General features: G+C 72.1%; 21 protein-coding genes. 13 read left to right on the top strand and 8 right to left on the bottom strand.

The features are described 5' to 3' along the window. Nucleotides 1-3 precede the first annotated feature (3 nt). From sigK to J2X46_RS11360, 9 genes are all read left to right on the top strand, one after another. Nucleotides 4-609, top strand: a complete 606-nt coding sequence (sigK, locus tag J2X46_RS11400; RefSeq protein ID WP_310250326.1) for an ECF RNA polymerase sigma factor SigK — start codon at nucleotides 4-6, stop codon at nucleotides 607-609. Further along, nucleotides 606-1310: an anti-sigma factor gene (locus J2X46_RS11395; RefSeq protein ID WP_310250325.1), complete on the top strand. Its 705-nt coding sequence runs from the start codon at nucleotides 606-608 to the stop codon at nucleotides 1308-1310. Before sigK ends, J2X46_RS11395 begins: the two co-directional genes overlap by 4 nt. Continuing rightward, nucleotides 1307-3337 (top strand): DUF1365 family protein, encoded by a 2031-nt coding sequence (locus J2X46_RS11390; RefSeq protein WP_310250324.1) that lies wholly within the window; start codon nucleotides 1307-1309, stop codon nucleotides 3335-3337. Before J2X46_RS11395 ends, J2X46_RS11390 begins: the two co-directional genes overlap by 4 nt. Continuing rightward, the gene (locus J2X46_RS11385; RefSeq protein ID WP_310250323.1) at nucleotides 3334-4701 is read left to right on the top strand and encodes a cyclopropane-fatty-acyl-phospholipid synthase family protein; all 1368 of its coding nucleotides are present in this window, start codon (nucleotides 3334-3336) and stop codon (nucleotides 4699-4701) included. Before J2X46_RS11390 ends, J2X46_RS11385 begins: the two co-directional genes overlap by 4 nt. Next, nucleotides 4698-6008 (top strand): cyclopropane-fatty-acyl-phospholipid synthase family protein, encoded by a 1311-nt coding sequence (locus J2X46_RS11380; RefSeq protein ID WP_310250322.1) that lies wholly within the window; start codon nucleotides 4698-4700, stop codon nucleotides 6006-6008. Before J2X46_RS11385 ends, J2X46_RS11380 begins: the two co-directional genes overlap by 4 nt. Before the next feature lie 4 nt (nucleotides 6009-6012). After that, entirely contained in the window at nucleotides 6013-6786 is a 774-nt protein-coding gene (locus J2X46_RS11375) for a DUF1295 domain-containing protein (RefSeq protein ID WP_310250320.1), read from the top strand. A gap of 74 nt (nucleotides 6787-6860) precedes the next feature. Further along, entirely contained in the window at nucleotides 6861-7412 is a 552-nt protein-coding gene (locus J2X46_RS11370; protein ID WP_310250315.1) for an RNA polymerase sigma factor, read from the top strand. 33 nt (nucleotides 7413-7445) lie between these two features. Further along, nucleotides 7446-8456: a hypothetical protein gene (locus J2X46_RS11365; RefSeq protein ID WP_310250313.1), complete on the top strand. Its 1011-nt coding sequence runs from the start codon at nucleotides 7446-7448 to the stop codon at nucleotides 8454-8456. Nucleotides 8457-8650: 194 nt separating this feature from the next. Continuing rightward, nucleotides 8651-9202, top strand: a complete 552-nt coding sequence (locus J2X46_RS11360; protein ID WP_310250312.1) for a protein-L-isoaspartate O-methyltransferase — start codon at nucleotides 8651-8653, stop codon at nucleotides 9200-9202. A gap of 1 nt (nucleotide 9203) precedes the next feature. On the opposite strand, the gene J2X46_RS11355 is transcribed toward J2X46_RS11360, so the two are convergent. Next, nucleotides 9204-9581 (bottom strand): MmcQ/YjbR family DNA-binding protein, encoded by a 378-nt coding sequence (locus J2X46_RS11355; RefSeq protein WP_310250310.1) that lies wholly within the window; start codon nucleotides 9579-9581, stop codon nucleotides 9204-9206. A 47-nt stretch (nucleotides 9582-9628) separates the two neighbouring features. Here J2X46_RS11355 and J2X46_RS11350 point away from each other — a divergent pair, with 47 nt between their 5' ends. The 4 genes from J2X46_RS11350 (at nucleotide 9629) to J2X46_RS11335 (ending at nucleotide 11449) form a co-directional block, all read left to right on the top strand. After that, nucleotides 9629-10108, top strand: a complete 480-nt coding sequence (locus tag J2X46_RS11350; RefSeq protein ID WP_310250308.1) for a cupin domain-containing protein — start codon at nucleotides 9629-9631, stop codon at nucleotides 10106-10108. Further along, nucleotides 10105-10554: an AraC family transcriptional regulator gene (locus J2X46_RS11345; protein WP_310250303.1), complete on the top strand. Its 450-nt coding sequence runs from the start codon at nucleotides 10105-10107 to the stop codon at nucleotides 10552-10554. Before J2X46_RS11350 ends, J2X46_RS11345 begins: the two co-directional genes overlap by 4 nt. A gap of 10 nt (nucleotides 10555-10564) precedes the next feature. Continuing rightward, complete coding sequence (locus tag J2X46_RS11340) at nucleotides 10565-11026, top strand: VOC family protein (protein ID WP_310250302.1); 462 nt, start codon at nucleotides 10565-10567, stop codon at nucleotides 11024-11026. 84 nt (nucleotides 11027-11110) lie between these two features. Beyond that, complete coding sequence (locus J2X46_RS11335) at nucleotides 11111-11449, top strand: hypothetical protein (protein WP_310250301.1); 339 nt, start codon at nucleotides 11111-11113, stop codon at nucleotides 11447-11449. A gap of 318 nt (nucleotides 11450-11767) precedes the next feature. Here J2X46_RS11335 and J2X46_RS11330 read toward each other — a convergent pair whose 3' ends face one another. From J2X46_RS11330 to J2X46_RS11300, 7 genes are all read right to left on the bottom strand, one after another. Continuing rightward, nucleotides 11768-12928 carry an acyl-CoA dehydrogenase family protein gene (locus J2X46_RS11330; RefSeq protein WP_310250300.1) on the bottom strand — a complete coding sequence of 387 codons (1161 nt, stop codon included), beginning with the start codon at nucleotides 12926-12928 and terminating at the stop codon, nucleotides 11768-11770. 72 nt (nucleotides 12929-13000) lie between these two features. After that, entirely contained in the window at nucleotides 13001-14962 is a 1962-nt protein-coding gene (locus tag J2X46_RS11325; RefSeq protein WP_310250297.1) for a biotin carboxylase N-terminal domain-containing protein, read from the bottom strand. After that, nucleotides 14959-16551 (bottom strand): acyl-CoA carboxylase subunit beta, encoded by a 1593-nt coding sequence (locus J2X46_RS11320; protein ID WP_310250295.1) that lies wholly within the window; start codon nucleotides 16549-16551, stop codon nucleotides 14959-14961. The genes J2X46_RS11325 and J2X46_RS11320 overlap by 4 nt, the downstream gene beginning before the upstream one ends. After that, the gene (locus tag J2X46_RS11315) at nucleotides 16548-17018 is read right to left on the bottom strand and encodes an SRPBCC family protein (protein WP_310250292.1); all 471 of its coding nucleotides are present in this window, start codon (nucleotides 17016-17018) and stop codon (nucleotides 16548-16550) included. The genes J2X46_RS11320 and J2X46_RS11315 overlap by 4 nt, the downstream gene beginning before the upstream one ends. Before the next feature lie 55 nt (nucleotides 17019-17073). After that, complete coding sequence (locus tag J2X46_RS11310) at nucleotides 17074-18255, bottom strand: acyl-CoA dehydrogenase family protein (protein WP_310250289.1); 1182 nt, start codon at nucleotides 18253-18255, stop codon at nucleotides 17074-17076. Further along, nucleotides 18252-19976: an acyclic terpene utilization AtuA family protein gene (locus J2X46_RS11305; RefSeq protein ID WP_310250285.1), complete on the bottom strand. Its 1725-nt coding sequence runs from the start codon at nucleotides 19974-19976 to the stop codon at nucleotides 18252-18254. The genes J2X46_RS11310 and J2X46_RS11305 overlap by 4 nt, the downstream gene beginning before the upstream one ends. Beyond that, complete coding sequence (locus J2X46_RS11300; protein WP_310250282.1) at nucleotides 19973-20752, bottom strand: TIGR03084 family metal-binding protein; 780 nt, start codon at nucleotides 20750-20752, stop codon at nucleotides 19973-19975. Before J2X46_RS11300 ends, J2X46_RS11305 begins: the two co-directional genes overlap by 4 nt. Between the last annotated feature and the right edge of the window lie 61 nt (nucleotides 20753-20813).

Genomic DNA, 20813 nt, shown 5'->3' with positions numbered 1-20813 from the left:
GACGTGGACCACGTGAGGCCCGTTCCGGACGGGGCGCCCCAGGGCGTCCCGTCCGCGGGCGAGGGCGCCCGGCTCGCCGACCTGCTCGGACGCTGCGCGCGAGGCGACGATAAGGCCTTTGCCGAGTTCTACGACGCCACCTCGGCGCGGGCCTACGGCCTGGCCCTGCGCGTCGTACGGAATCCGGCGCACGCCGAGGAGGTCACCCAGGAGGCCTACCTCGACGCGTGGCGCTCCAGCGCCAGGTACGACGCCGGGCGCGGGAGCGCGGCCGGCTGGCTCCTGACGATCGTGCACCGCAAGGCGGTCGACCGGGTCCGCTCGGTCGAGTCCGCCACCACGCGCGACGAGACCTGGAACCGCGAGACCGCACCGGTCGACCACGACCAGACCGCCGAGTCGGCCCACGCCTCGCTCGAGGCGACCAGGGTCCGCAACGCGGTCGCCACCCTCACCGACGTCCAGCGCCAGGCCGTCGAGCTCACCTACTTCGGCGGCTACACCCACACGGAGGTCGCCACCCTGCTCGACGTGCCGCTGGGCACCGCCAAGACCCGAATACGCGACGGACTGATCCGACTGCGAGACCTGATGGGAGTTGCCTCATGAGCGATCTGCACAAGCTCACGGGCGCCTATGCCGTCGACGCCCTCGACGACCTGGAGCGAGCTCGGTTCGAGCAGCACCTCGCCGACTGCGAGGACTGCCGAGCCGAGGTCGCCGAGCTGCGCGAGACCGCGGCCATGCTGGCCGAGACGGCCGTCACCGCACCCCCTCCGGGGCTGCGCGACTCCGTCCTCGCGGGCATCTCGCAGGTCCGACCCCTGCCTCCCGTCGTCACGGCCGCTCCCTTCGCGGTGCGCCGTCGCGTCCCTCTTCTCGTGGCTGCCGCCCTGGTCCTGATCGCCGGCTTCGGCGCCGTCGTGTGGCAGCCGTGGTCCGACCAGGCGCCCTCGCTGACTGCGGCCGAGAAGGTCCTCCAGGCCGACGACGCGCAGGCGGTCTTCCACGACCTCGGTGACTCAGGGCGGGCGACCGTCACCCGTTCGAAGTCCCAGGACCGTGCCGTCATCGTCACCGAGGACATGGCACCTGCTCCGTCGGAGAAGGTCTACGAGCTCTGGCTGATGGCACCGGACGGGACGTTCTCGCCTGCCGGCCTGATGCCCGACCGTGGCGACCAGACCGTGCTGCTCGAAGGCTCGGCTGCTGATGCCGCAGCCGTAGGGATCACCGTCGAGCCCGACGGCGGTTCCGAGCAGCCGACGTCCGACCCGATCGCCCTGTTCGACCTGACGGAGGCAACATGATCGAGTCGGGGCAGCGCCGGATCGCCGTCGTCGGCTCCGGCGTCGCCGGGCTCACCGCTGCCTGGATCGCCTCGCGCACCGCGCACGTGACCCTCTACGAGGCCGACGACCGGCTCGGCGGCCACGCCGACACCCACCGCGTCGCGACGCCCGACGGCGAGCTGGCCATCGACACCGGCTTCATCGTGCACAACCGCCGCACCTACCCCACGCTGCTGCGCCTCTTCGCCGAGCTCGGCGTCGCGACCCAGCCCTCGGAGATGTCGCTCTCGGTGAGCGACGCCGGCACCGGTGTGGAGTACGCCGGTGCGCTCGGCGCCCGCGGCCTGTTCGCCCAGCGGGCGTCGCTGGCGTCGCGCGACCACTGGCGGATGCTGCTGGAGATCCCGCGGTTCCACCGCCGGGCCCGGGCGCTGCTCGCTGCCGATCCGTCATCCCGATCCGACTCCATTGGATCGGCTTCGCATGACGGACCGGCGGACGACCAGACCCTGCGCGACTTCCTGGCCGAGGGCGGCTTCTCCGCCGGCTTCGTCCGGCACTTCATGGAGCCGCTCGTCGCGGCCGTGTGGTCGTGCGACCCGGCGACCTCCCTCGACTACCCCGCGCGCTACCTCTTCACCTTCCTCGAGCACCACGGCATGCTCGGCGTCTTCGGCTCCCCGCAGTGGCGCACGGTGACCGGCGGCTCGGGGACCTACGTCGCCGCCGTCGCGGCCGGGCTCGACGTCGTACGGCTCGAGACGAAGGTGACGTCGATCCGCGAGCTCGGCGACGGCGTCGAGATCACCGACGGCAGCGGCACGACCACCGCCTTCGACGCGGTCGTGGTTGCCGCCCACCCGGCCCAGGCGCTGGCGATGCTCGAGTCGCCCACCGACCTCCAGCGCGACGTGCTCTCGGCGCTGCCCTACAGCAGCAACCCGGCGCTCCTCCACACCGACACCTCGCTGCTGCCGGAGGCCGTCGGCGCCCGCGCCTCGTGGAACTTCCACCGCCCCGCGGAGGAGACGGGAGCGGTGACGGTCACCTACGACCTCACCCGGCTCCAGCGCCTCCCCACCGACACCCACTACCTCGTGACCCTCGGCGGCGAGGACCTCGTCGACCCGGCCACCGTGATCGACCGGATGGAGTACGAGCACCCGCTCTACACGCCCGAGTCCGTCGCGGCCTCGCGCCGGCTGCCGGAGATCAACAGCGACCGGATCGCCTTCGCCGGGGCCTACCACGGCTGGGGCTTCCACGAGGACGGCGCGCGCTCCGGCCTCGCCGCCGCGACCCACCTCGGCCTGCCCTGGCCGCGCGCGACCCACGTCGTGCCGCAGCCCGGGCGCTTCGAGACGACGATCCGGCACACCCGGCGTACGCCGTTCAAGCGTTCCTTCGAGCACGCCTCGACGTTCTGGCTCGTCGACCTCGACGACCTGCCCGACCACGGCGCTCTGGCCCGCTTCGAGGCGCGCGACCACCTCGGCGCTCCCGACCGGACGCTGCGCCACAACGTCGAGGCCTTCCTCGCCGACAACGGCGTCACGCTGGGCGAGGGGGGCGGCCGGATCCTGATGGCCGCCCAGCCCCGCTCGCTGGGCTACGCGTTCAACCCGATCAGCGTCTTCTGGTGCTTCGACGACTCCGGCGCGCAGGCGGGCGTCATCGTCGAGGTGCACAACACCTACGGCGACCGCCACGCCTACCTCGTGCACCCCGACGAGCAGGGGCACGCGCAGACCGAGAAGGCGATGTACGTCTCCCCCTTCCACGGCGTCGACGGCACGTACGACGTCGCGGTGCCGCTGCCGACCGACCGCCTCCACGTCGCGGTGACCCTTCGCGGCCACGACGACGGCGACTCCGCACCCTTCAGCGCCAGCCTCACCGGCACCCGCAGCGACGTCCCCGTCCGCAGGACGCTCGGCGCCGCCCTGCGCGGCAGCGCGCTGATCCGCGCACACGGCATCTGGCTGTGGGCGCGGCGCCTGCCGATCCGTCCACGACCCAGCCACTCCCAGGAGGGCGTGAAGTGACTCTCGACCGGACGCGGCCCGACCGCGCTCACAACCCCGACCCCAACCCCAGCCAGGGCGTCCCCGCGCTCGAGCAGCTCCGTCGCGGCCCCCGCACCGCGATCTCCGCGGCCGTGGCCAAGCGGCTCTTCCTCGCTGCCGTCGCCCGCATCGACGTGACCGTCGTGGACGAGCCCAGCGGGAGGACCTACGGCCGGGGCGGACCGACGATGCGCCTGCACCGACCCGACGAGTTCTACGCCCGCCTGGGCCGCGACGGCCTGATCGGCTTCGGCGAGGCCTACCTGACCGGCGCCTGGGACGCCGAGGACCTGGCGGGCTTCCTGACCGTGCCGGCCGCCCGGATCGCGACCCTGATCCCCGAGCCGCTGCAGAAGCTGCGCGCCTTCGTGACACCCCGACTGCCCGACCACCACCGGAGCACCGAGGCCAACAGCCAGGCCAACATCTCCCACCACTACGACCTGTCCAACGAGCTCTACGCGCTCTTCCTCGACGAGACGCTGAGCTACTCCTCCGCGCTCTTCGACACCTCGGTGGTCCCGACGGGGCCCGGCCCCGGCTCCGTCGGTGACCACCTCGTCGCCACGCCGCCCGAGCCCAGCGACGGTCCGGACCCGACGCAGCACGGCGCCGACTTCGCCGAGGCGCAGGGCCGTAAGATCGAGCGCCTCCTCGACGAGGCCGGCGTGATCGCGGGCTCCCGCGTGCTCGAGATCGGCACCGGCTGGGGCGAGCTCGCCATCCGCGCCGCCCGGCGCGGCGCCACCGTCCACTCGATCACGTTGTCGGTCGAGCAGCTCGAGCTCGCCCAGGAGCGCATCGCCGCCGCGGGGTTCTCCGAGCACTGCCGCCTCGAGCTGATGGACTACAGGGCGCTCGGCGCCGACGGAGCGACCTACGACGCGGTGCTGTCGGTCGAGATGATCGAGGCCGTCGGCCACGAGTTCTGGGGCACCTACTTCGAGACCATCGACCGGGTGCTCGCACCGGGCGGCAAGGTCGCCATCCAGGCCATCACCATGCCCCACGACCGGATGCTCGCCACCCGCGACGGGGAGACGTGGATCAACAAGTACATCTTCCCGGGCGGCTTCCTGCCGAGCGTCGAGGTCATCGACCAGATCACCCGCGACGACACGTCGCTGCGGCTCACCGGACAGCTCGAGATGGGCAGCCACTACGCCGAGACCCTGCGCCGCTGGGACCGCCGCTTCCTCGCCCAGGGCGAGGCCGTCCAGCGACTCGGCTTCGACGACCTGTTCCTCCGCGTGTGGCACTTCTACCTGGCCTACTCGCAGGCCGGGTTCGCCAGCGGCTACATCAACGTCTCCCAGCTCACCTTCACCCGGGAGGACCAGTGACGAGCACCGCCCAGCGCACCGCGACCGGAACGGGGGTCGCCGGTCGGCTCGCCGAGGCCGTGCGCCCCTTCATCGGCGGCGACCTCCCCGTGCGGCTCCAGGCCTGGGACGGCTCGGTCGCCGGACCCGAGGACGGACCGCTTGTCGTGCTCCGCTCCCCCGACGCGCTGCGCCGCCTGCTCTGGCACCCGGGCGAGCTCGGCGCTGCCCAGGCCTACGTGACCGGCGAGCTCGACGTGCCGGAGCAGGACGGCTGGGACCTGGAGTCCGCACTCACGCACGCCTTCGCGGTGGGCGCCGAGCGCGGCCTGTCCGGCGTACGCCTCTCGCCCCGCGCGCTGGTCGACGCGGTCCGCACCGCCGCCGGCCTCGGCGCCCTGGGCCGGCCGCCGGCACCGCCCGCGTCGCAGGCGCGGATCAAGGGCCGGTTGCACAGCCTGGCTCGCGACCGCTCCTCGATCAGCCACCACTACGACCTCTCCAACGAGTTCTACTCGCTGATCCTTGAGCCGCAGATGGCCTACAGCTGCGGCTACCACGCCACCCCCGACACCCCGCTCGAGGAGGCGCAGCGCGCCAAGCTCGACCTGGTCTGCACCAAGCTCGGCCTCGAGCCCGGGATGCGGATGCTCGACGTGGGCTGCGGCTGGGGCTCGCTCTCGCTCCACGCCGCGCAGCACTTCGGGGCCCAGGTCACCGGCGTCACCATCTCGGCCGAGCAGAAGGCGTTCATCGACGCCCGCATCGCCGAGCGCGGCCTGGAGGACCGGGTCGAGATCCGGCTCCAGGACTACCGCGAGGTGCCCGAGCGCGACCACTTCGACGCCGTCGGCTCGCTCGAGATGGGCGAGCACGTCGGCGCCACCAACTACCCGACCTACGTCGAGGTGCTGCGCCGCGCGGTGAAGCCGGGCGGGCGGGTGCTCGTGCAGCAGATGTCGCGGCAGGGCGCCGGCGGTGGCAAGCACCCCGGTGGTGGGCCGTTCATCGAGTCCTTCATCGCCCCCGACATGACCATGCGGCCCGTCGGCGAGACCGTCGGCCTGATCGAGGCCGGCGGGCTCGAGGTCCGCGACGTGCACGCCCTGCGCGAGCACTACGTCCTCACCGTCGCCGGCTGGATGGAGAACTTCGAGGCCCACCTGCCTCGCCTGCGCGAGCTGGTCGGCGAGGAGGTCGTCCGCGTCTGGCGGCTCTACCTCGTCGGTGGCGCGCTCGCCTTCCGCGACGGCCGGATGGGGGTCGACCAGGTCCTCGCCGTCCGCCCGGGTGCTCCGCACACCCTGCCTCCCGTCAGGGCATTCTGAGGACATGACCCAGGTCCTCGTCGCGCTCCTCACCGCCGCCGTCGTCATGGGGTCGACGGCGGCCGTGAGCCGCAGGCTCGACAAGGTCGCCGTCGTCGACGTCGCGTGGGGCCTGTCGTTCGTCGCGATGACCGTGGTCCTCGCACTGGTCTGGCCCGACACCCATTCGTGGCTGCTGGCCGCCCTCGTCGTCGTGTGGGGCGGGCGCCTCGCCTGGCACATCGGCCGGCGCTCGCGCGGGCACGGTGAGGACCCCCGCTACGAGAAGATGCTGGGCGGTCCGGGCTGGTCGTCCGGCGCCGGGCGCGTGCTCGGCAAGGTGTTCCTGACGCAGGCGGTCGTGTCATGGGTGATCGCCGCCCCGATCCAGGCGGCTGCGATCGCCGACGTGCGCTGGTGGCCCGTGGTCTGGGTCGGCGTGGTGGTCTGGGCGGTCGGCGTCTTCTTCGAGGTCGTCGGCGACGCCCAGCTCGAGGCCTACAAAGCGCAGCCCCGCGAGTCCCGGCCCCGGATCCTCGACACCGGCCTGTGGGGCTGGACCCGCCACCCCAACTACTTCGGCGACGCCTGCGTGTGGTGGGGCCTGTGGGTCGCCGGCGCCCTGGCGCTCGGCTGGCTGCCCGGCCTCCTCACCGTGTGGGCCCCGGCCGCGATGACGTACTTCGTGCGCAACGTCACCGGCGCCAAGCTCCTCGAGAAGAGCATGTCGCAGCGACCCGGCTGGGACGAGTACGCCGCCCGGGTGCCGCTCTTCGTCCCGCGCCCGCCGCGCGGTTGACCCCGTTGGGGGATCTGCGCGCGGGGCGACATTCGCCCCTGTGCGGCGTCGCCGCGCTTCGGCACACTCGTTCTGTGGCGAGGGAGGACGGGCTCGACACTGCCGTCGCGTCCATGCGGGAGGGTGACGAGGCGGCGTTCCGTCGCGTCTACGGCGCGGTGCAGCCTCCCCTCCTGCGCTACCTCACGGTCCTGGTCGGCCCGGCCGATGCCGAGGACGTGGCCAGCGAGGCCTGGGCGCAGGCGTTCCGCGACCTCGACCGCTTCGACGGCGACGCCGACGGCTTCCGCGGCTGGATCACCACGATCGCGCGCAACCGGGCCCTCGACCACCTGCGCCACGCCCGGCGGCGCCCGACGTCCGCCGAGCCCGTGGAGGGCATGGTCGAGCTGCGGGACGCCGCCGACGTGGAGGGCGACACCCTGGGCCGGGTGCAGTCCGAGGCGGCGCTCGCGCTGATCGCGTCGCTCCCCCGCGACCAGGCGGAGGCCGTCATGCTCCGCACCGTCCTGGGCTTCGACGCACCCACTGCCGGCCGGATCCTGGGCAAGCGACCGGGTGCGGTGCGCGGCGCCGCGCACCGGGGCCTGCGGCAGCTCGCGAAGAAACTTGCCGAGGAGCCATAACACTTCGGGCGTCCGCGGCGCTGAAGGTGTGAGATGACTGCCCGGGACGACCACCTGTCCCGCCGCGACGCCGAGCGCCTGCTCGAGGATCCGGCGGCGTCCGGCAGCGCCCTCGGCACGGCCCTCGCCTCCGCGTCCGCCCCTGCCCGTCCGGCCGAGCTGCGCGGCGAGCACGCCGCGGTCGCCGCCTTCCACGCGGCGCGCCTCACGCCGCCGCCCGCCACCCGCAGCAGCTACGTGTCGCCCTCGAGGCTCGGGGGTCGGTCCGCCACCCGCTTCGTCGTCGCGTCCGGTGCGGCGCTCGCGCTCGTGGTCGGTGGCATCGCGCTCGCCAACGGCTTCCACCTGCCCGACCTGCCGGGGCTCGCCACCGACGGCACGCAGAAGGTGGCCAGCTCGTCGGACCAGGAGTCCACGAAGGCCGACCCGCGCCGGACGAAGCCGCCAACCGCGAAGAAGCACGCGCCCCGCTCGGGCCAGAACGCCACACGGGGCACGTCGAAGGGCAGCGCGTCCCCCGGATCGACGTCGCAGGACACCTCACCCGGGACCTCGACCTCCCCCGAGGGACTGACCTCGGTGCACCCCACCCCGCAGACCACGCAGCTCCTCGCGGAGGTCTGCCGCGGCGTCCTCGACAAGGACCCCAAGGACCGCGGAGACCAGCGCCGCAGCCACCCCGACGGTGACCATCACGGCGACAGGCACGGCGACGGGCACGGCGACGCGGACGGCCACCACGACGAGGTCCTCGCGGCCCTCACCGACCTGGCCGATGGTCGCGGCGGGGTCATGGACTTCTGCGTGGTCTTCCTCGGCACCCTGCCGCCTGCGGCCGCCGAGGACGAGGACGGCGACCACGGCGTCGGCCGGGACGGTGAGCACAGCGGCTGGGACGGTGACCAGGACGGCGACTCGGACGGTGACCAGGACAGTGACCACGACGGCGACTGGGACGGGGACCATGACGTCGGCCGGGACGGTGACCACAGCCCCTGGGACCACGACGGCGATCACGACCACTCCGAGGAGGGGGACCGATGACTCCCGGGTGACACCTGGAGGCGGCTGCGTTCCGCGGAGACCCCTCCCGCTCCCGTACTTCCCGACTGCCCCCGTCCCGAGGTACGGACAACCCCCCGCATTCGGCGGGCGGACTCCAACAACGCACATCGGCAGCGGCACGGCCCACCCCACCCACCCAGGGCCGTGCCGCTGTTGCGCGTAGCCTCGACCGCGTGGACGCCGTCGACCACGCCTTCGCGGCCCACCCTCGGGCTGGGTTCCTGCCGCGAGCGGTCCGACGCCGCGCGTCGTACGACGGCCCGCTGCAGATCGCGGCCGGGCAGACCAACTCCCAGCCCCGGACCGTCGCCGACATGCTCCGGCTCCTCGACGTCCACCCCGGCCAGCGGGTGCTCGACGTCGGGTCGGGCTCCGGGTGGACGACCGCGTTGCTGGCCCACCTCGTCGGGCCGACGGGCGAGGTGCACGGGGTCGAGCTCGAGCCCGAGCTGGTGGCCTTCGGCAGCACCAACCTCGCCGCGACCGGCCAGCCGTGGGCGTCGATCTCCGTCGCGACCCCGGGCGTGCTCGGCGACCCGAGCGGGGCGCCGTACGACCGGATCCTGGTCTCAGCAGAGCCGGCCGAGCTGCCGCAGGACCTGGTCGACCAGCTCGGCGAGGAGGGCCGGATGGTGATCCCGGTGGCCGGCACGATGCTGCTGGTGACCAATCCGGGAGCCCGGGTGAGCGAGCACGGGTGGTACAGGTTCGTGCCGCTGCGGTGACTCAGCGGGCGGGGCGCGCCACCTGCTCGGCGAGGGTCGCGGGCGCCTGGATGCAGTAGGAGTCGGTGAGCAGCTCGGCGAGCTCGTCCCAGTCGGTGTCGTCGTCGAGCAGCATCCCGATCGCGTTGCCGCCCCAGCCGGAGCGGAAGTAGGGGTCACCCATGTGCTCGAACGCGGCGACCTCGTCGGGCTCGCCGCGGAAGGTGATCCGGAAGAGCTGGTCCTCGCCGCCGAAGACGTGGGCCACGGTGGCGCCGCCGACCCGCCAGCGGGTGCCGGTCCACGCGCCCTCCTGCCGGCACCGCGGCAGCCGGCCGAGCACGCCGTCGATGCGCAGCACCCACTCCTCGGGGACGAGCGGTCGGTCGGCGAGGGCCACGGCGTACAGCCTGCCACTGGACACCGACAGCGGTTAGGTTCGTGCTCATGAGCTATCCACCCGCGATCTACCACGGTGAGGGAGGCGAGGTCTCGGCCCGCCTGGTGCGGGGCGACGGCGAGCCCGCGCTGGTCTACCCCAACGGCAACAAGGTCTTTCACCTCGCACTGGGGTCGGGCACGGGCGGGACCTACGGCCTGTACCGCTGGGAGTTCGGCGGACCGCCGAGCGGACCGGGCGCGCACTTCCACCGCACGATCACCGAGTCGTTCTACGTCCTCGAGGGCACGGTCACGATCTACGACGGCAACGGCTGGGTGAAGTGTCATTCGGGCGACTTCGTGCACGTGCCGGCCGGCGGGCTGCACGGCTTCCGCAACGAGGACGGCGCGGCCAAGATGCTGCTCCACTTCGCGCCCGGCGCGCCGCGCGAGCGCTACTTCGAGCAGCTCGCGGAGGGGACGGCGGACATGACGCCGGAGGAGTACGACGCCTTCATGCGCGAGCACGACAACATCTGGGTGTGAGCGTGGACCTCACCTCGCAGGAGGACACCAACCGCCGGATGCTGCGGGCGCGCGACGAGATGGACCGCCGCTACGCCGAGCCCCTCGACGTACCCCACCTGGCGGCGATCGCGCACCTGTCGGCCTCGCAGTTCGGCCGGGTCTTCAAGTCGGTGTACGGCGAGACCCCGCACCGTTACCTCCAGCGCCGCCGGGTCGAGCGCGCGATGACGCTGCTGCGCCAGACCGACCGGCCGGTGACCGACGTCGCGTGGGACGTGGGGTTCGCGAGCCTCGGCACGTTCAGCCGCACCTTCAGCAATGTCGTCGGCTGCTCGCCGACCGAGTTCCGTGCGCAGCACGCGCCCGTCGCGGTGCCGTCGTGCTTCATCGCGGCGTGGACCCGGCCGCGGACGGCGGCCACGACAGTCGTTTCGGAGAAGCAGGCGGGGGTCGACCCCGCCTAGCGTTCTCGTCATGACCACCAACCACATCACCTCGCTCCACATCCGCTCCGTGCCGGTCCTCGACCAGGACGAGGCGCTCGACTTCTACACGACCCACCTCGGCTTCGAGGTCCGCGACGACATCGACCTCGGCTTCATGCGCTGGCTGACGATCGCCGTCCCCGGGCAGGACACCTCCCTGCTCCTCGAGCTCGTCGGCGGCCCGCAGCACGACGAGGCCACCGCCGCCCAGGTGCGCGAGCTCGTCACAAAGGGCGCCCTCGGCGGGCTCTTCCTGGTGAGCAGCGACGTGCACGCGACGTACGCCGCCCTCCGCGACGCCGGTGTCGAGATCACCCAGGAGCCGGTCACCCAGCCCTACGGCACCGACTTCGGCATCCGCGACCCCTTCGGCAACCAGATCCGCATCAACCAGTTCAACGGCGCCTCCTCCGAGGAGGTCCAGGAGCAGTACGACTCCGCCGACGCCTGACCCCTCCATCCCTCGTTCCGTCATACGTTCCCGCGCTCATGCGTTCGGGAACGTATGACGCATTTCCCGGGCTAGGGTCCGGGCATGAAGTGGTTGGTCGGGGGGCTCGTCATCGGCGCCGTGATCGCGGGCGTCCTGCTCGTCGTGCAGGGCAGCCCGGCGCGGGCCTGTCCGGGCTCGAGCGTCACCCTGCACGACGCACCGAACGGCGGCCCGCCTGAGGGCGAGCGCGACCCCGCGGCCGCTGCCGGCTGGTCGCTCGACTCCACCGACCAGGTCGAGAGCGAGCCCGAGACGCCTGGTGAGGCCGACGACCGGATCACCTACTACAGCTACGACGGCCGCGACCTCGCCCAGATCGTGGTCGTCGAGCGCGGAGGTCGCGACCGCTGGTTCGCGACGGCGGACACCACCTGCGAGTGAGACATCTGAGGACGTGGTGGACGAGATCTCTGGTCGGATCCGACCACCACGTCCTCAGACATCCGTCATACCGAATCGACCCGATGCGTTCGGGAACGTATGACGGATGTCTCCGGGCCCGGCGAGGGCGTCAGCGAAGCGGGCGCAGCGTGTAGCGGACGAGGGCGGTGCCGCTCCAGCCGGGCGCGGCACCGACGAAGGTGAGCTCGACCTTCACGCGGAGACCACGGCCGTGCGCGCGGATCACGAACTCCTCGCGCGAGGACGCGGCTGGCGCGGATCGGCATGGGTGCAGTGAAGCGCACGACGGCGCGCGTGTCAGTAGGACTTCGGCAGCCCCAGGCTGTGCATCGCGACGAAGTTGAGGATCATCTCCCGACTGACCGGGGCGATCCGCCCGGCGCGGGCGGCGACGAGCATGCCGGCCATCCCGTACTCCTGCGTGATGCCGTTGCCGCCGTGGGTCTGCACCGCCGCGTCGACGGCGTGCACGGCCGCCTCGGCAGCGGCGTACTTCGCCATGTTGGCCGCCTCGCCCGCCGCCATGTCCTCACCCTCGTCGACGAGCGCGGCCGCCTTCTGGGTCATCAGGCGGGCGAGCTCGGTCTCGATGTGCGCCATCGCGAGGGGGTGGGCGATCGCCTGGTGGGCACCGATCGGGTCCTTGAACACCGTCCGCTCCTTGGCGTACGACGACGCCTTGGCGAGGGCGTGTCGCGCCAGTCCGGTCGAGAAGGAGGCCGCCATGATCCGCTCGGGGTTGAGCCCGGCGAACAGCTGCACCAGGCCGCCGTCCTCGTCGCCGACCAGCGCGTCGAGCGGGAGCCGGACGTCGTCGATGAAGACCTGGAACTGCTTCTCCGGGCTGACGATCTCCATCGGGATCACGGTGGCCTCGAGGCCGGCCGCGTCCGTGGGCACGACGAACAGGCAGGGCTTGAGCTTGCCCGTCTTCGCGTCCTCGGCGCGCGCGACCACGAGCACGTTGGCGGCCTCGTCGACCCCGGAGATGTAGATCTTCTGGCCCTTGAGCACCCACTCGTCGCCGTCGCGACGGGCGGTCGTGGTGATGTTGTGCGAGTTGGTGCCGGCGTCGGGCTCGGTGATCGCGAACGCCATCGTGGCGGTGCCGTCGCAGATGCCGGGCAGCCACGTCTGCTTCTGCTCCTCGGTGCCGTAGCGCGCGATCACCGTGCCGCAGATCGCCGGGCTGACGACCATCATCAGCAGCGGGCAGCCCTGTGCGGCGAGCTCCTCGCAGACCGCGGCGACGTCGCCGATCCCGCCGCCACCGCCGCCGTACTCCTCGGGGATGTTGACGCCGAGGTAGCCCGCCTTGGCGATCTCGAGCCACAGCTCGGTGGTCTTCTCGCCGGCGCGGGCGCGTTCGACGAACCAGTCCCGGCCATAGCCGCTCGCCAGCTTCGCCACCTGACGGCGCAGCTCCTGACGCTCCTCGGACTCGGTGAAGTTCGACATCTCTCATCTCCTCGGTTTCGACACGCTCGCTGCGCTCGCTGCTCAACCAGCGGGGTGGCTGGCGCTCGCTGCTCAACCAGCGGTGGTGGCTGCTTCTTCGACAACTGCCAGGACTTCCCCGGACGCGACCTGCGCACCGGGCTCGACGTTGATCTCGGTGACCGTGCCGTCGTGCGGCGCGGTCACGGTGTGCTGCATCTTCATCGCCTCGAGGACGAGGACGACGTCGCCCGCGGCCACCTCGCGGTCGGCCTCGACCAAGACCTTGACGACCGTGCCGGGCATCGGGGCGAGCAGCGAGCCACTCGCCACGGCGTCGGCGGGGTCGGTGAACCGCGGGACCTCGCGCAGACGCGCAGACATTGCCGGCCCGTCGACCCACACCTCACGCGGGCCGCCGGGGTGGTCGGCATACCTTTGCCCGCGCGTCTCCGTGGTGACGCCGTCGACCTCGAGCCGTGCGTGGGTCGGCGAAACCTCCAGCACGGTGATGCCGTCGACGACGAACCCGTCGCGCGTGCCCCACCACTCGACCGGCTCGTGGCCCTCGAACGTGGTGCGCTGGGGCTGGCTGACGACGTTGCGCCAGGCCGGTGGCACGCCCTGCTGGACGGTACGACGACCCGCGTCGGCGGCAGCAAGCATGAGGGCTGCCGCCACGACACTGGTCCTTGAGTCGCTGGGAGACTCAGCGGAAATCGGACGCGACTCGAGCCACGTCGTCGTCATCTCGCCGGCCACGAAGACCGGGTCGGTGAGGATCTCGACGAGCTGGTCGCGGTTGGTCGTCACGCCGTGGATCCGGGCCCGGCGCAGCGCGGCGACCAGCTGGCGGATCGCCTGCTCGCGGTTCGGCGCCCACGCGACGACCTTGGCCAGCATCGCGTCGTAGAAGGTCGATACGTCGTCGCCGCTCGCAAAGCCGCTGTCGACTCGGATGCCGCGCTCGCCACCGAGCGCGAACTCGAGGTCGTGGTCGATCTCGAAGGTGACCAGACGTCCGCTCTGCGGGAGGTACGACGCGTCCTCGGCGTAGAGGCGGACCTCGATCGCGTGCCGCTGGGGCGCACCGCCGTTGGACGAGAAGCCGAGGACTGCGCCGCTGTCGGCTGCCTCGGCCACGGCGAGCTGGAGCTCGACGAGGTCGGTGTCCCACACCAGCTCGGTGACCGGGTGCTCGACCTGGAGGCGGGTGTTCATCTCGAGGAAGAAGAAGCGCTCGGTGTCCGGGTCGTAGAGGAACTCGACCGTCCCCGCGCCGCGATAGGAGATCGCCTCCGCCGCGCGCCGGGCCGCGTCATGCAGGGCGTCGACGACGTCTCCGTCGATGGCCGGGGCCGGGGCTTCCTCCACCACCTTCTGGTGGCGTCGCTGGACTGAGCAGTCGCGCTCGCCGAGCACCAGCACCTGGCCGTGCCCGTTGCCGACGACCTGCACCTCGACATGGCGCCCCCGCTCGACGTACGGCTCGACGAAGACGGTGCCGTCGCCGAAGGCCGACTCGGCCTCGGCCTGCGCGGCGGCGACCTCGGACGCCAGGTCCTCGAGGCGGCGTACGACGCGCATGCCGCGGCCACCGCCACCGGCCGACGCCTTCACCAGCAGCGGCAGGTCCGCCTCGCTCGGCTCGTCGGATGCCTCGAGCGTGGGCACGCCTGCCTCACGCATCAGCCGCTTGGCCTCGACCTTCGAGCCCATCGCCTCGATGGACTCCGGGCTCGGACCGACCCAGGTCAGACCGGCCGCCTCGACGGCGCGCGCGAAGTCGGCGTTCTCCGAGAGGAAGCCGTAGCCCGGGTGGACCGCGTCGGCGCCCGACTTCCGGGCTGCCTCGACGACGAGGTCGATGCGGAGGTAGGTGTCGGCAGGCGCGTTGCCCGGAAGCCGTACGGCGTGGTCGGCCTCGGCCACGAACGGCAGCCCGGCATCCGCGTCGGAGTGGACGGCGACGGTCTCGATGCCGAGGCGGCGGCAGGTCGCGAAGACCCGCCGCGCGATCTCGCCACGGTTGGCGACCAGGAGTCGCTGGATCATCGGAACACCCCGAATCCCTTGCCACCGGTCCACGAGGTGTTGGCGATGACGCTGAGGCAGATGGCCAGCACGGTGCGGGTGTCGCGGGGGTCGATGACCCCGTCGTCGTAGAGCATCCCGGACAGCGCGTAGGGCAGGGACTGCTCCTCCACCATCGCCTCGACCATGGTGCGCATGCCGGCGTCGCCCTCCTCGTCGTACGCCTGCCCCTTCGCCTCTGCGGCGGCGCGGGCGACGATCGAGAGCACGCCGGCGAGCTGGGCCGGGCCCATGACGGCCGACTTCGCGCTGGGCCAGGTGAAGAGGAACCGCGGGTCGTAGGCGCGGCCGTTCATGCCGTAGTTGCCGGCGCCGTAGGACGCGCCCATGATCACCGACAGGTGCGGGACCGAGCTGTTCGAGACGGCGTTGATCATCTGGGCGCCGTGCTTGATGATCCCGCCCTGCTCGTACTCCTTGCCGACCATGTAGCCGGTGGTGTTGTGCAGGAAGAGCAGCGGGGTGTCCGACTGGTTGGCGAGCTGGATGAACTGCGTCGCCTTCTGCGCCTCCTCCGAGAACAGCACGCCCTGCGCGTTGGCGAGGATGCCGATCGGGTGGCCGTGCAGCTGCGCCCAGCCGGTGACGAGGGAGGTGCCGTAGAGCGGCTTGAACTCGTCGAACGGCCGGCCGTTGCCGCCACCGTTGGTTGAGTCTGTCGAAACCCCGTCGACGATGCGAACGATGACCTCCCGCGGGTCGAAGGGTTCCTTGAGGTCGGTCGGGATCAGGTCCAGCAAACCCTCGGGGTCGGCGTCGGGCTCGGCGAAGGGTCTCGACTGCGCTCGACCGCCACCCGTGGAGCGGTTCAGCCGGGCGACGATGCGGCGGCCGATGCGGATCGCGTCGTGCTCGTCCTCGGCGAGGTAGTCGGCGAGGCCGGAGACGCGGGCGTGCATCTCGGCACCGCCGAGGGACTCGTCGTCGGACTCCTCGCCGGTCGCCATCTTCACCAGCGGCGGGCCGCCGAGGAACACCTTGGCGCCACCGCGGACGAAGACGGTGTAGTCGCTCATGCCCGGGACGTAGGCGCCACCGGCGGTGGAGTTGCCGAAGACCAGGGCGATCGTCGGCTGCTTGCGGGCCGACGAGCGGGTCAGGTCGCGGAAGAGCCGGCCGCCGGGGATGAAGATCTCCTTCTGCGTCGGCAGGTCCGCGCCGCCCGACTCGACGAGCGAGATCGTCGGGAGGTCGTTCTCCTCGGCGATCTGCGAGGCCCGGAAGATCTTCTTCACCGTCCACGGGTTCGACGCACCGCCCTTGACCGTCGGGTCATTGGCGCTGATCAGGCACTCGACGCCCTCGACGACGCCGATGCCGGTGACGACGGACGCGCCGACAGTGAAGTCGGACCCCCAACCGGCCAGCGGCGACAGCTCGAGGAAGGCCGAGCCCGGGTCGACGAGCAGCTCGATCCGCTCGCGAGCGGTGAGCTTGCCGCGCGCGTGGTGGCGGTCGACGTACTTCTCCCCACCGCCCGCCACCGCGACCGCGTGCTGCGCGTCGAGGTCGGCGAGCTTCTCCAGCATCGCCTCGCGATTGCCGCTCATGCCTCGAGCACCGCCTTCATCCGCTCGAGCGTGGTGCGCATCCCCCGCTGGTTCGTACGACGACGCAGCGGGCCGAGCACGAGCCAGTAGATGCGCGTGGGGAGGTTCGTCCCGAGCCGGAAGTACTCCGTGACCAGGGTGCCGCCGTCGCGCGGCTCGAGGCGGTAGCCCCAGTTGTTGACGTTCATGTCGTCGGTGCCGACGGCGAACTCGAAGACCTCCTCGGGCACGCACTTCGTGACCCGGCACAGGCTCCAGTAGGTCGGGCCGACGCCGTTGCGCTTCACGTGGCCCTTGAAGTACGCGCCGACCTCCGGCCCGGTCGAGCCGCGGGTCCAGCGGGCCTCGAAGGTCTCCGGGCTGAACTCGCCGATGCGGGTCACGTCGCTGACGAGGTCCCACGTCGCGGTGGGTGTGGCGTCCATCCACACCGACACCTCGTCGCCGAGAGAGGGCAGCTTGATCATCGAATCATCCCATCGTTGGTTGAGGTGCGAGCGCAGCGAGCCTCGAAACCCATCATCAGCAGTAGCCCATCAACTTGGCCGTCAGGTCGCGCAGCACCTCGTCGGCGCCACCGCCGATCGGCAGGAGCCGGGCGTCGCGGTAGTGCCGCTCCACCTCGGTGCCGTGCATGTAGCCGGTGCCGCCGAAGAGCTGCACGGCCCGGTCGCAGACGTACGTCGCGCAGTCCACCGCGGTCTGCTTGGCGAGGCACGCCTCGGCGATCACGCTCTCGCCGGCGACGTGGCGGGCTGCCACGCTGCGGGTGTAGGTGCGCGCGACCTCGACCTGGCGGCGCATCTCGACGAGCGTGTGCTGGACCGACTGGTTGGTCAGCAGCGGCTTGCCGAACGTCGTACGGTCCCGGCAGTACGCCGCTGCCAGCGCGAGCGAGCGGGCCGCGATGCCGTAGCCGTGCACGGCCAGCGCGATCCGTTCGACGACGAACTGGTCGGCGATCTGGCCGAAGCCGGAGTTCTCCGCACCGACGAGGTTGGCCACCGGCACCCGCGCGTCGACGAACGACAGCTCGGCGGTGTCGGAGCAGTGCCAGCCCATCTTCCTCAGCGAGCGGGTGACGGTGAAGCCGGGCGTGCCCTTCTCGATGACGAGCAGCGAGATGCCGCTGTGGCCAGGGCCGCCGGTGCGGACCGCGGTCGTGACGAAGTCGGCCCGGACGCCGGAGGTGATGAAGGTCTTGGCGCCGTTGACGACGAAGTGGTCGCCCTCGCGCTCGGCGCGGGTGGTGATGCGGGCGACGTCGGACCCGCCGCCGGGCTCGGTGATCGCGAGCGACCCGATCGTGTCGCCGGCCAGAGTGGGCCGGACGAAGCGGTCGATCAGGTCGGGGTTGCCGCTCGCCGCGATGTGCGGCAGCGCGATGCCGCTGGTGAACAGGCCCGCCATCAGGCCGCTCGACGCGCCCGCCTCGAACATCGCCTCCTGCACCTCGACCGAGTCGAGCAGGTCGCCGCCGGAGCCACCGACCGACTCGGGGAACGACACCCCGATCAGGCCGAGGTCGCCCGCGACCTCGTGCAGCGCGCGCGGGATCTCGCCCGCGTCCTCCCACTCCTGGAGGTGCGGCGCGACCTCACGGCGCACGAACTCCGCGGCCGTCGCCCGCAGCGCTGCGCGCTCGTCCCTGCCCGCTGGTTGAGCAGCGAGCGAAGCGAGCGTGTCGAAACCCGGGCCACTCACAGCAGGCTCTCCTCGATCGAGACCATCCGCGAGCGCAGCCACTCGCCGAGGCCCTTGGCCTGCGGGTCGAATCGGGTCGAGGCAGCGACGCCCCGGCCGAGGAGCCCGTGCACGACGAGGTTGACCGCACCGAGGTGCGGCAGCAGCCACACCTCGACGTCGAGGTCGGCCGCCTCGGGCATCAGCGCGCCGATCCCCTTGGGCGACATCATCTTGAACAGCCACTGCACGCGGGCGTCGTACGTCTCCTGGTCGACGCCGTCGTGCGCGACCCAGAGCCCGACGTTGGCGTCGCCGCCCTTGTCGCCGGAGCGTGCGTGGACGAAGGTGCCGAGCGGCATCCGGCGGGTGAGCACGTCGGAGCGTCCCGGGTACGGCGACGGGCGGGCGCCCGGTGCCTCCGGGGCCGCGGTGTACGACGTCGGGTCGGCGACGACCTCGCGGCGGCCGTCCGCGTGGACGACGGTGTGCGTGACGTCGGCGCGGTCGACGTACTCGGCTCGGTAGACGCCGTAGGGCGTGGCGGCCGCGGGCGGCGCGGTCATCGTGAAGCCGGGGTAGGACGCGAGGGCGAGCTCGACGGCGGCAGAGGTGAAGGCGCGACCGACGGGGTCGGGCGAGGGGTCCTTCACGGTGACCCGCAGCAGGGTCGACGCGGCCTCCTCGGTGGCCGCGTCGGCGGGCGGGGCGGTGACCTCGGACCACGAGACCTCTTCGGCGGTGAGCCGCGAGCCGAGCTGCTCGCGCACCCACGCGGCCTTCGCGTCCACGTCGAGCCCGGTCAGCACCAGCTCGGCGCTGTTGCGCCAGCCGCCGAGCTCGTTGACGCAGACCTTGAGCCGCTCGGGCGGCGCCTCGCCGACGACACCGCTGATCGCGACCCGGTCGTCGCCGGCCTGCTCGAGCCGGACCGAGTCGAGGTGCACGGTGACGTCGGGACCGAGGTAGCGGGTGGACTGGATCTCGTAGACCAGCTGCGCGGTGACGGTGTCGACGGTGACTGCGCCGCCGGTGCCGTCGTGCTTGGTGATGACGCTCGATCCGTCGGCCGCGACCTCGGCGACCGGGAAGCCGAGCGGGCGGTCGCGGTGCGGGAGGCTCAGGAAGCCGCTGAAGTTGCCGCCGGTGGCCTGCGCCCCGCACTCGATCACGTGTCCCGCGACGACCGCGCCCGCCAGCTCGTCGTACGACGTCGGGGTCCAGCCATGGTGGGCGATCGCCGGGCCGACGACGAGCGAGGCGTCGGTGACGCGACCGGTGACGACGATGTCCGCGCCAGCCGTCAGCGCGGCCGCGATGCCGAAGCCGCCGAGGTAGGCGTTGGCAGTGAGGGCGTTGTCGAAGGAGAGGTGGCGTACGTCGTCGCCCTCGACGTGCGCGACCTTCGGGTCGAGGCCGAGACCGGTCGCCACCTCGCGCAGCTTGTCGGCCAGGCCCGCCGGGTTGAGGCCGCCGGCGTTGGCGACGATCTTCACGCCGCGCTCGAGTGCCAGGCCGAGGCAGTCCTCGACCTGGCGGACGAAGGTGCGGGCGTAGCCGAGGGAGGCGTCCTTGAGCTGGTCCTTGCCGAGGATGAGCATGGTGAGCTCGGCGAGGTAGTCACCGGTGAGGACGTCGAGGCGCTGCCCACTTTTCGAGGCGCCCTCGAGCATCTCGCGCATCGCGCTGAGGCGGTCGCCGTAGAAGCCGGAGCAGTTGCCGATCCGCAGCGGTTCGGTCATCGCGGCGGCCTCCCCTCACCCGGCTGACCGGCGAAGGCCTGGGCGATGTCGAGCCAGCGGTCGACGTCGGGACCGGTGGCGACGAGGTCGGTGTCGGCGCGGTTGACCCGCTGGGTGACGAGGCGGCAGAAGTCGCCGGCGCTGCCGGTCAGGGTCTGCGCGGCGTCGTCGGGACCCCAGCCCCACACGTCGCCCGACGGGGAGACGAGGTCGATCCGGAACTCCTCGGCCGGGGCGTCGAGCCCGTGGACGGAGAAGGCGAAGTTGCGGGTGCGGGCGCCGAGGTGGGCGATGTGCCGGATCCGGTCGGTGTCCTCGACCGGCGCCCCGAGCCCGGCGTGCACGTCGAGGCTGTGGGCCCACGTCTCCATCAGCCGCGCGGTCGCCATCGAGGTCGCCGACATCGGCGGGCCGAACCACGGCATCTTCTCGCCGCTCGGGTGCGCGGCGAGGGCGGCGTGGAGGTTGCTGCGCGCCGAGCGCCAGTGCGCCAGCAGGTCGGGGTCGGTGGCGAGCGCGAGGGCCTGCGCGTCGACGAAGCCCTCGGGGTCGGCGATCGCGTCGAGCACGACGGCGTCCCACGCCTCCTTGTCGGTCGCGGCCTTGAGCGCCACGCCGTCGGTCCAGAGGAGGTGGGCGACCTGGGTCGCCACGTCCCAGCCCGGCGCCGGGGTCGGCGTGCGCCACCCGTCGGCGTCGAGCCCGGACACGAGCGCGTCGAGGCGGTCGCCCTCGGCGGCGAGGTCGGCGAGCACCTGCGTCAGTACGTCGGTCATGCGAGCGCTCCCGAGATGGGTCGGTGGTGGCGGTCCCGATGGATTTCCACCCGAGTGGGTG

The organism is Nocardioides sp. BE266, from assembly GCF_031457855.1.
Classification (GTDB): Bacteria; Actinomycetota; Actinomycetes; order Propionibacteriales; family Nocardioidaceae; genus Nocardioides.
This window is presented reverse-complemented; position numbering and strand designations above follow the sequence as displayed.

Coding starts and splice junctions, on each gene's coding strand:
- J2X46_RS11395 (WP_310250325.1), top strand. CDS start 606: ATGAGCGATCTGCACAAGCTCACGGGCGCCTATGCCGTCGACGCCCTC.
- J2X46_RS11390 (WP_310250324.1), top strand. CDS start 1,307: ATGATCGAGTCGGGGCAGCGCCGGATCGCCGTCGTCGGCTCCGGCGTC.
- J2X46_RS11375 (WP_310250320.1), top strand. CDS start 6,013: ATGACCCAGGTCCTCGTCGCGCTCCTCACCGCCGCCGTCGTCATGGGG.
- J2X46_RS11365 (WP_310250313.1), top strand. CDS start 7,446: ATGACTGCCCGGGACGACCACCTGTCCCGCCGCGACGCCGAGCGCCTG.
- J2X46_RS11350 (WP_310250308.1), top strand. CDS start 9,629: ATGAGCTATCCACCCGCGATCTACCACGGTGAGGGAGGCGAGGTCTCG.
- J2X46_RS11340 (WP_310250302.1), top strand. CDS start 10,565: ATGACCACCAACCACATCACCTCGCTCCACATCCGCTCCGTGCCGGTC.
- J2X46_RS11335 (WP_310250301.1), top strand. CDS start 11,111: ATGAAGTGGTTGGTCGGGGGGCTCGTCATCGGCGCCGTGATCGCGGGC.
- J2X46_RS11330 (WP_310250300.1), bottom strand. CDS start 12,928: ATGTCGAACTTCACCGAGTCCGAGGAGCGTCAGGAGCTGCGCCGTCAG.
- J2X46_RS11325 (WP_310250297.1), bottom strand. CDS start 14,962: ATGATCCAGCGACTCCTGGTCGCCAACCGTGGCGAGATCGCGCGGCGG.
- J2X46_RS11320 (WP_310250295.1), bottom strand. CDS start 16,551: ATGAGCGGCAATCGCGAGGCGATGCTGGAGAAGCTCGCCGACCTCGAC.
- J2X46_RS11315 (WP_310250292.1), bottom strand. CDS start 17,018: ATGATCAAGCTGCCCTCTCTCGGCGACGAGGTGTCGGTGTGGATGGAC.
- J2X46_RS11305 (WP_310250285.1), bottom strand. CDS start 19,976: ATGACCGAACCGCTGCGGATCGGCAACTGCTCCGGCTTCTACGGCGAC.
- J2X46_RS11300 (WP_310250282.1), bottom strand. CDS start 20,752: ATGACCGACGTACTGACGCAGGTGCTCGCCGACCTCGCCGCCGAGGGC.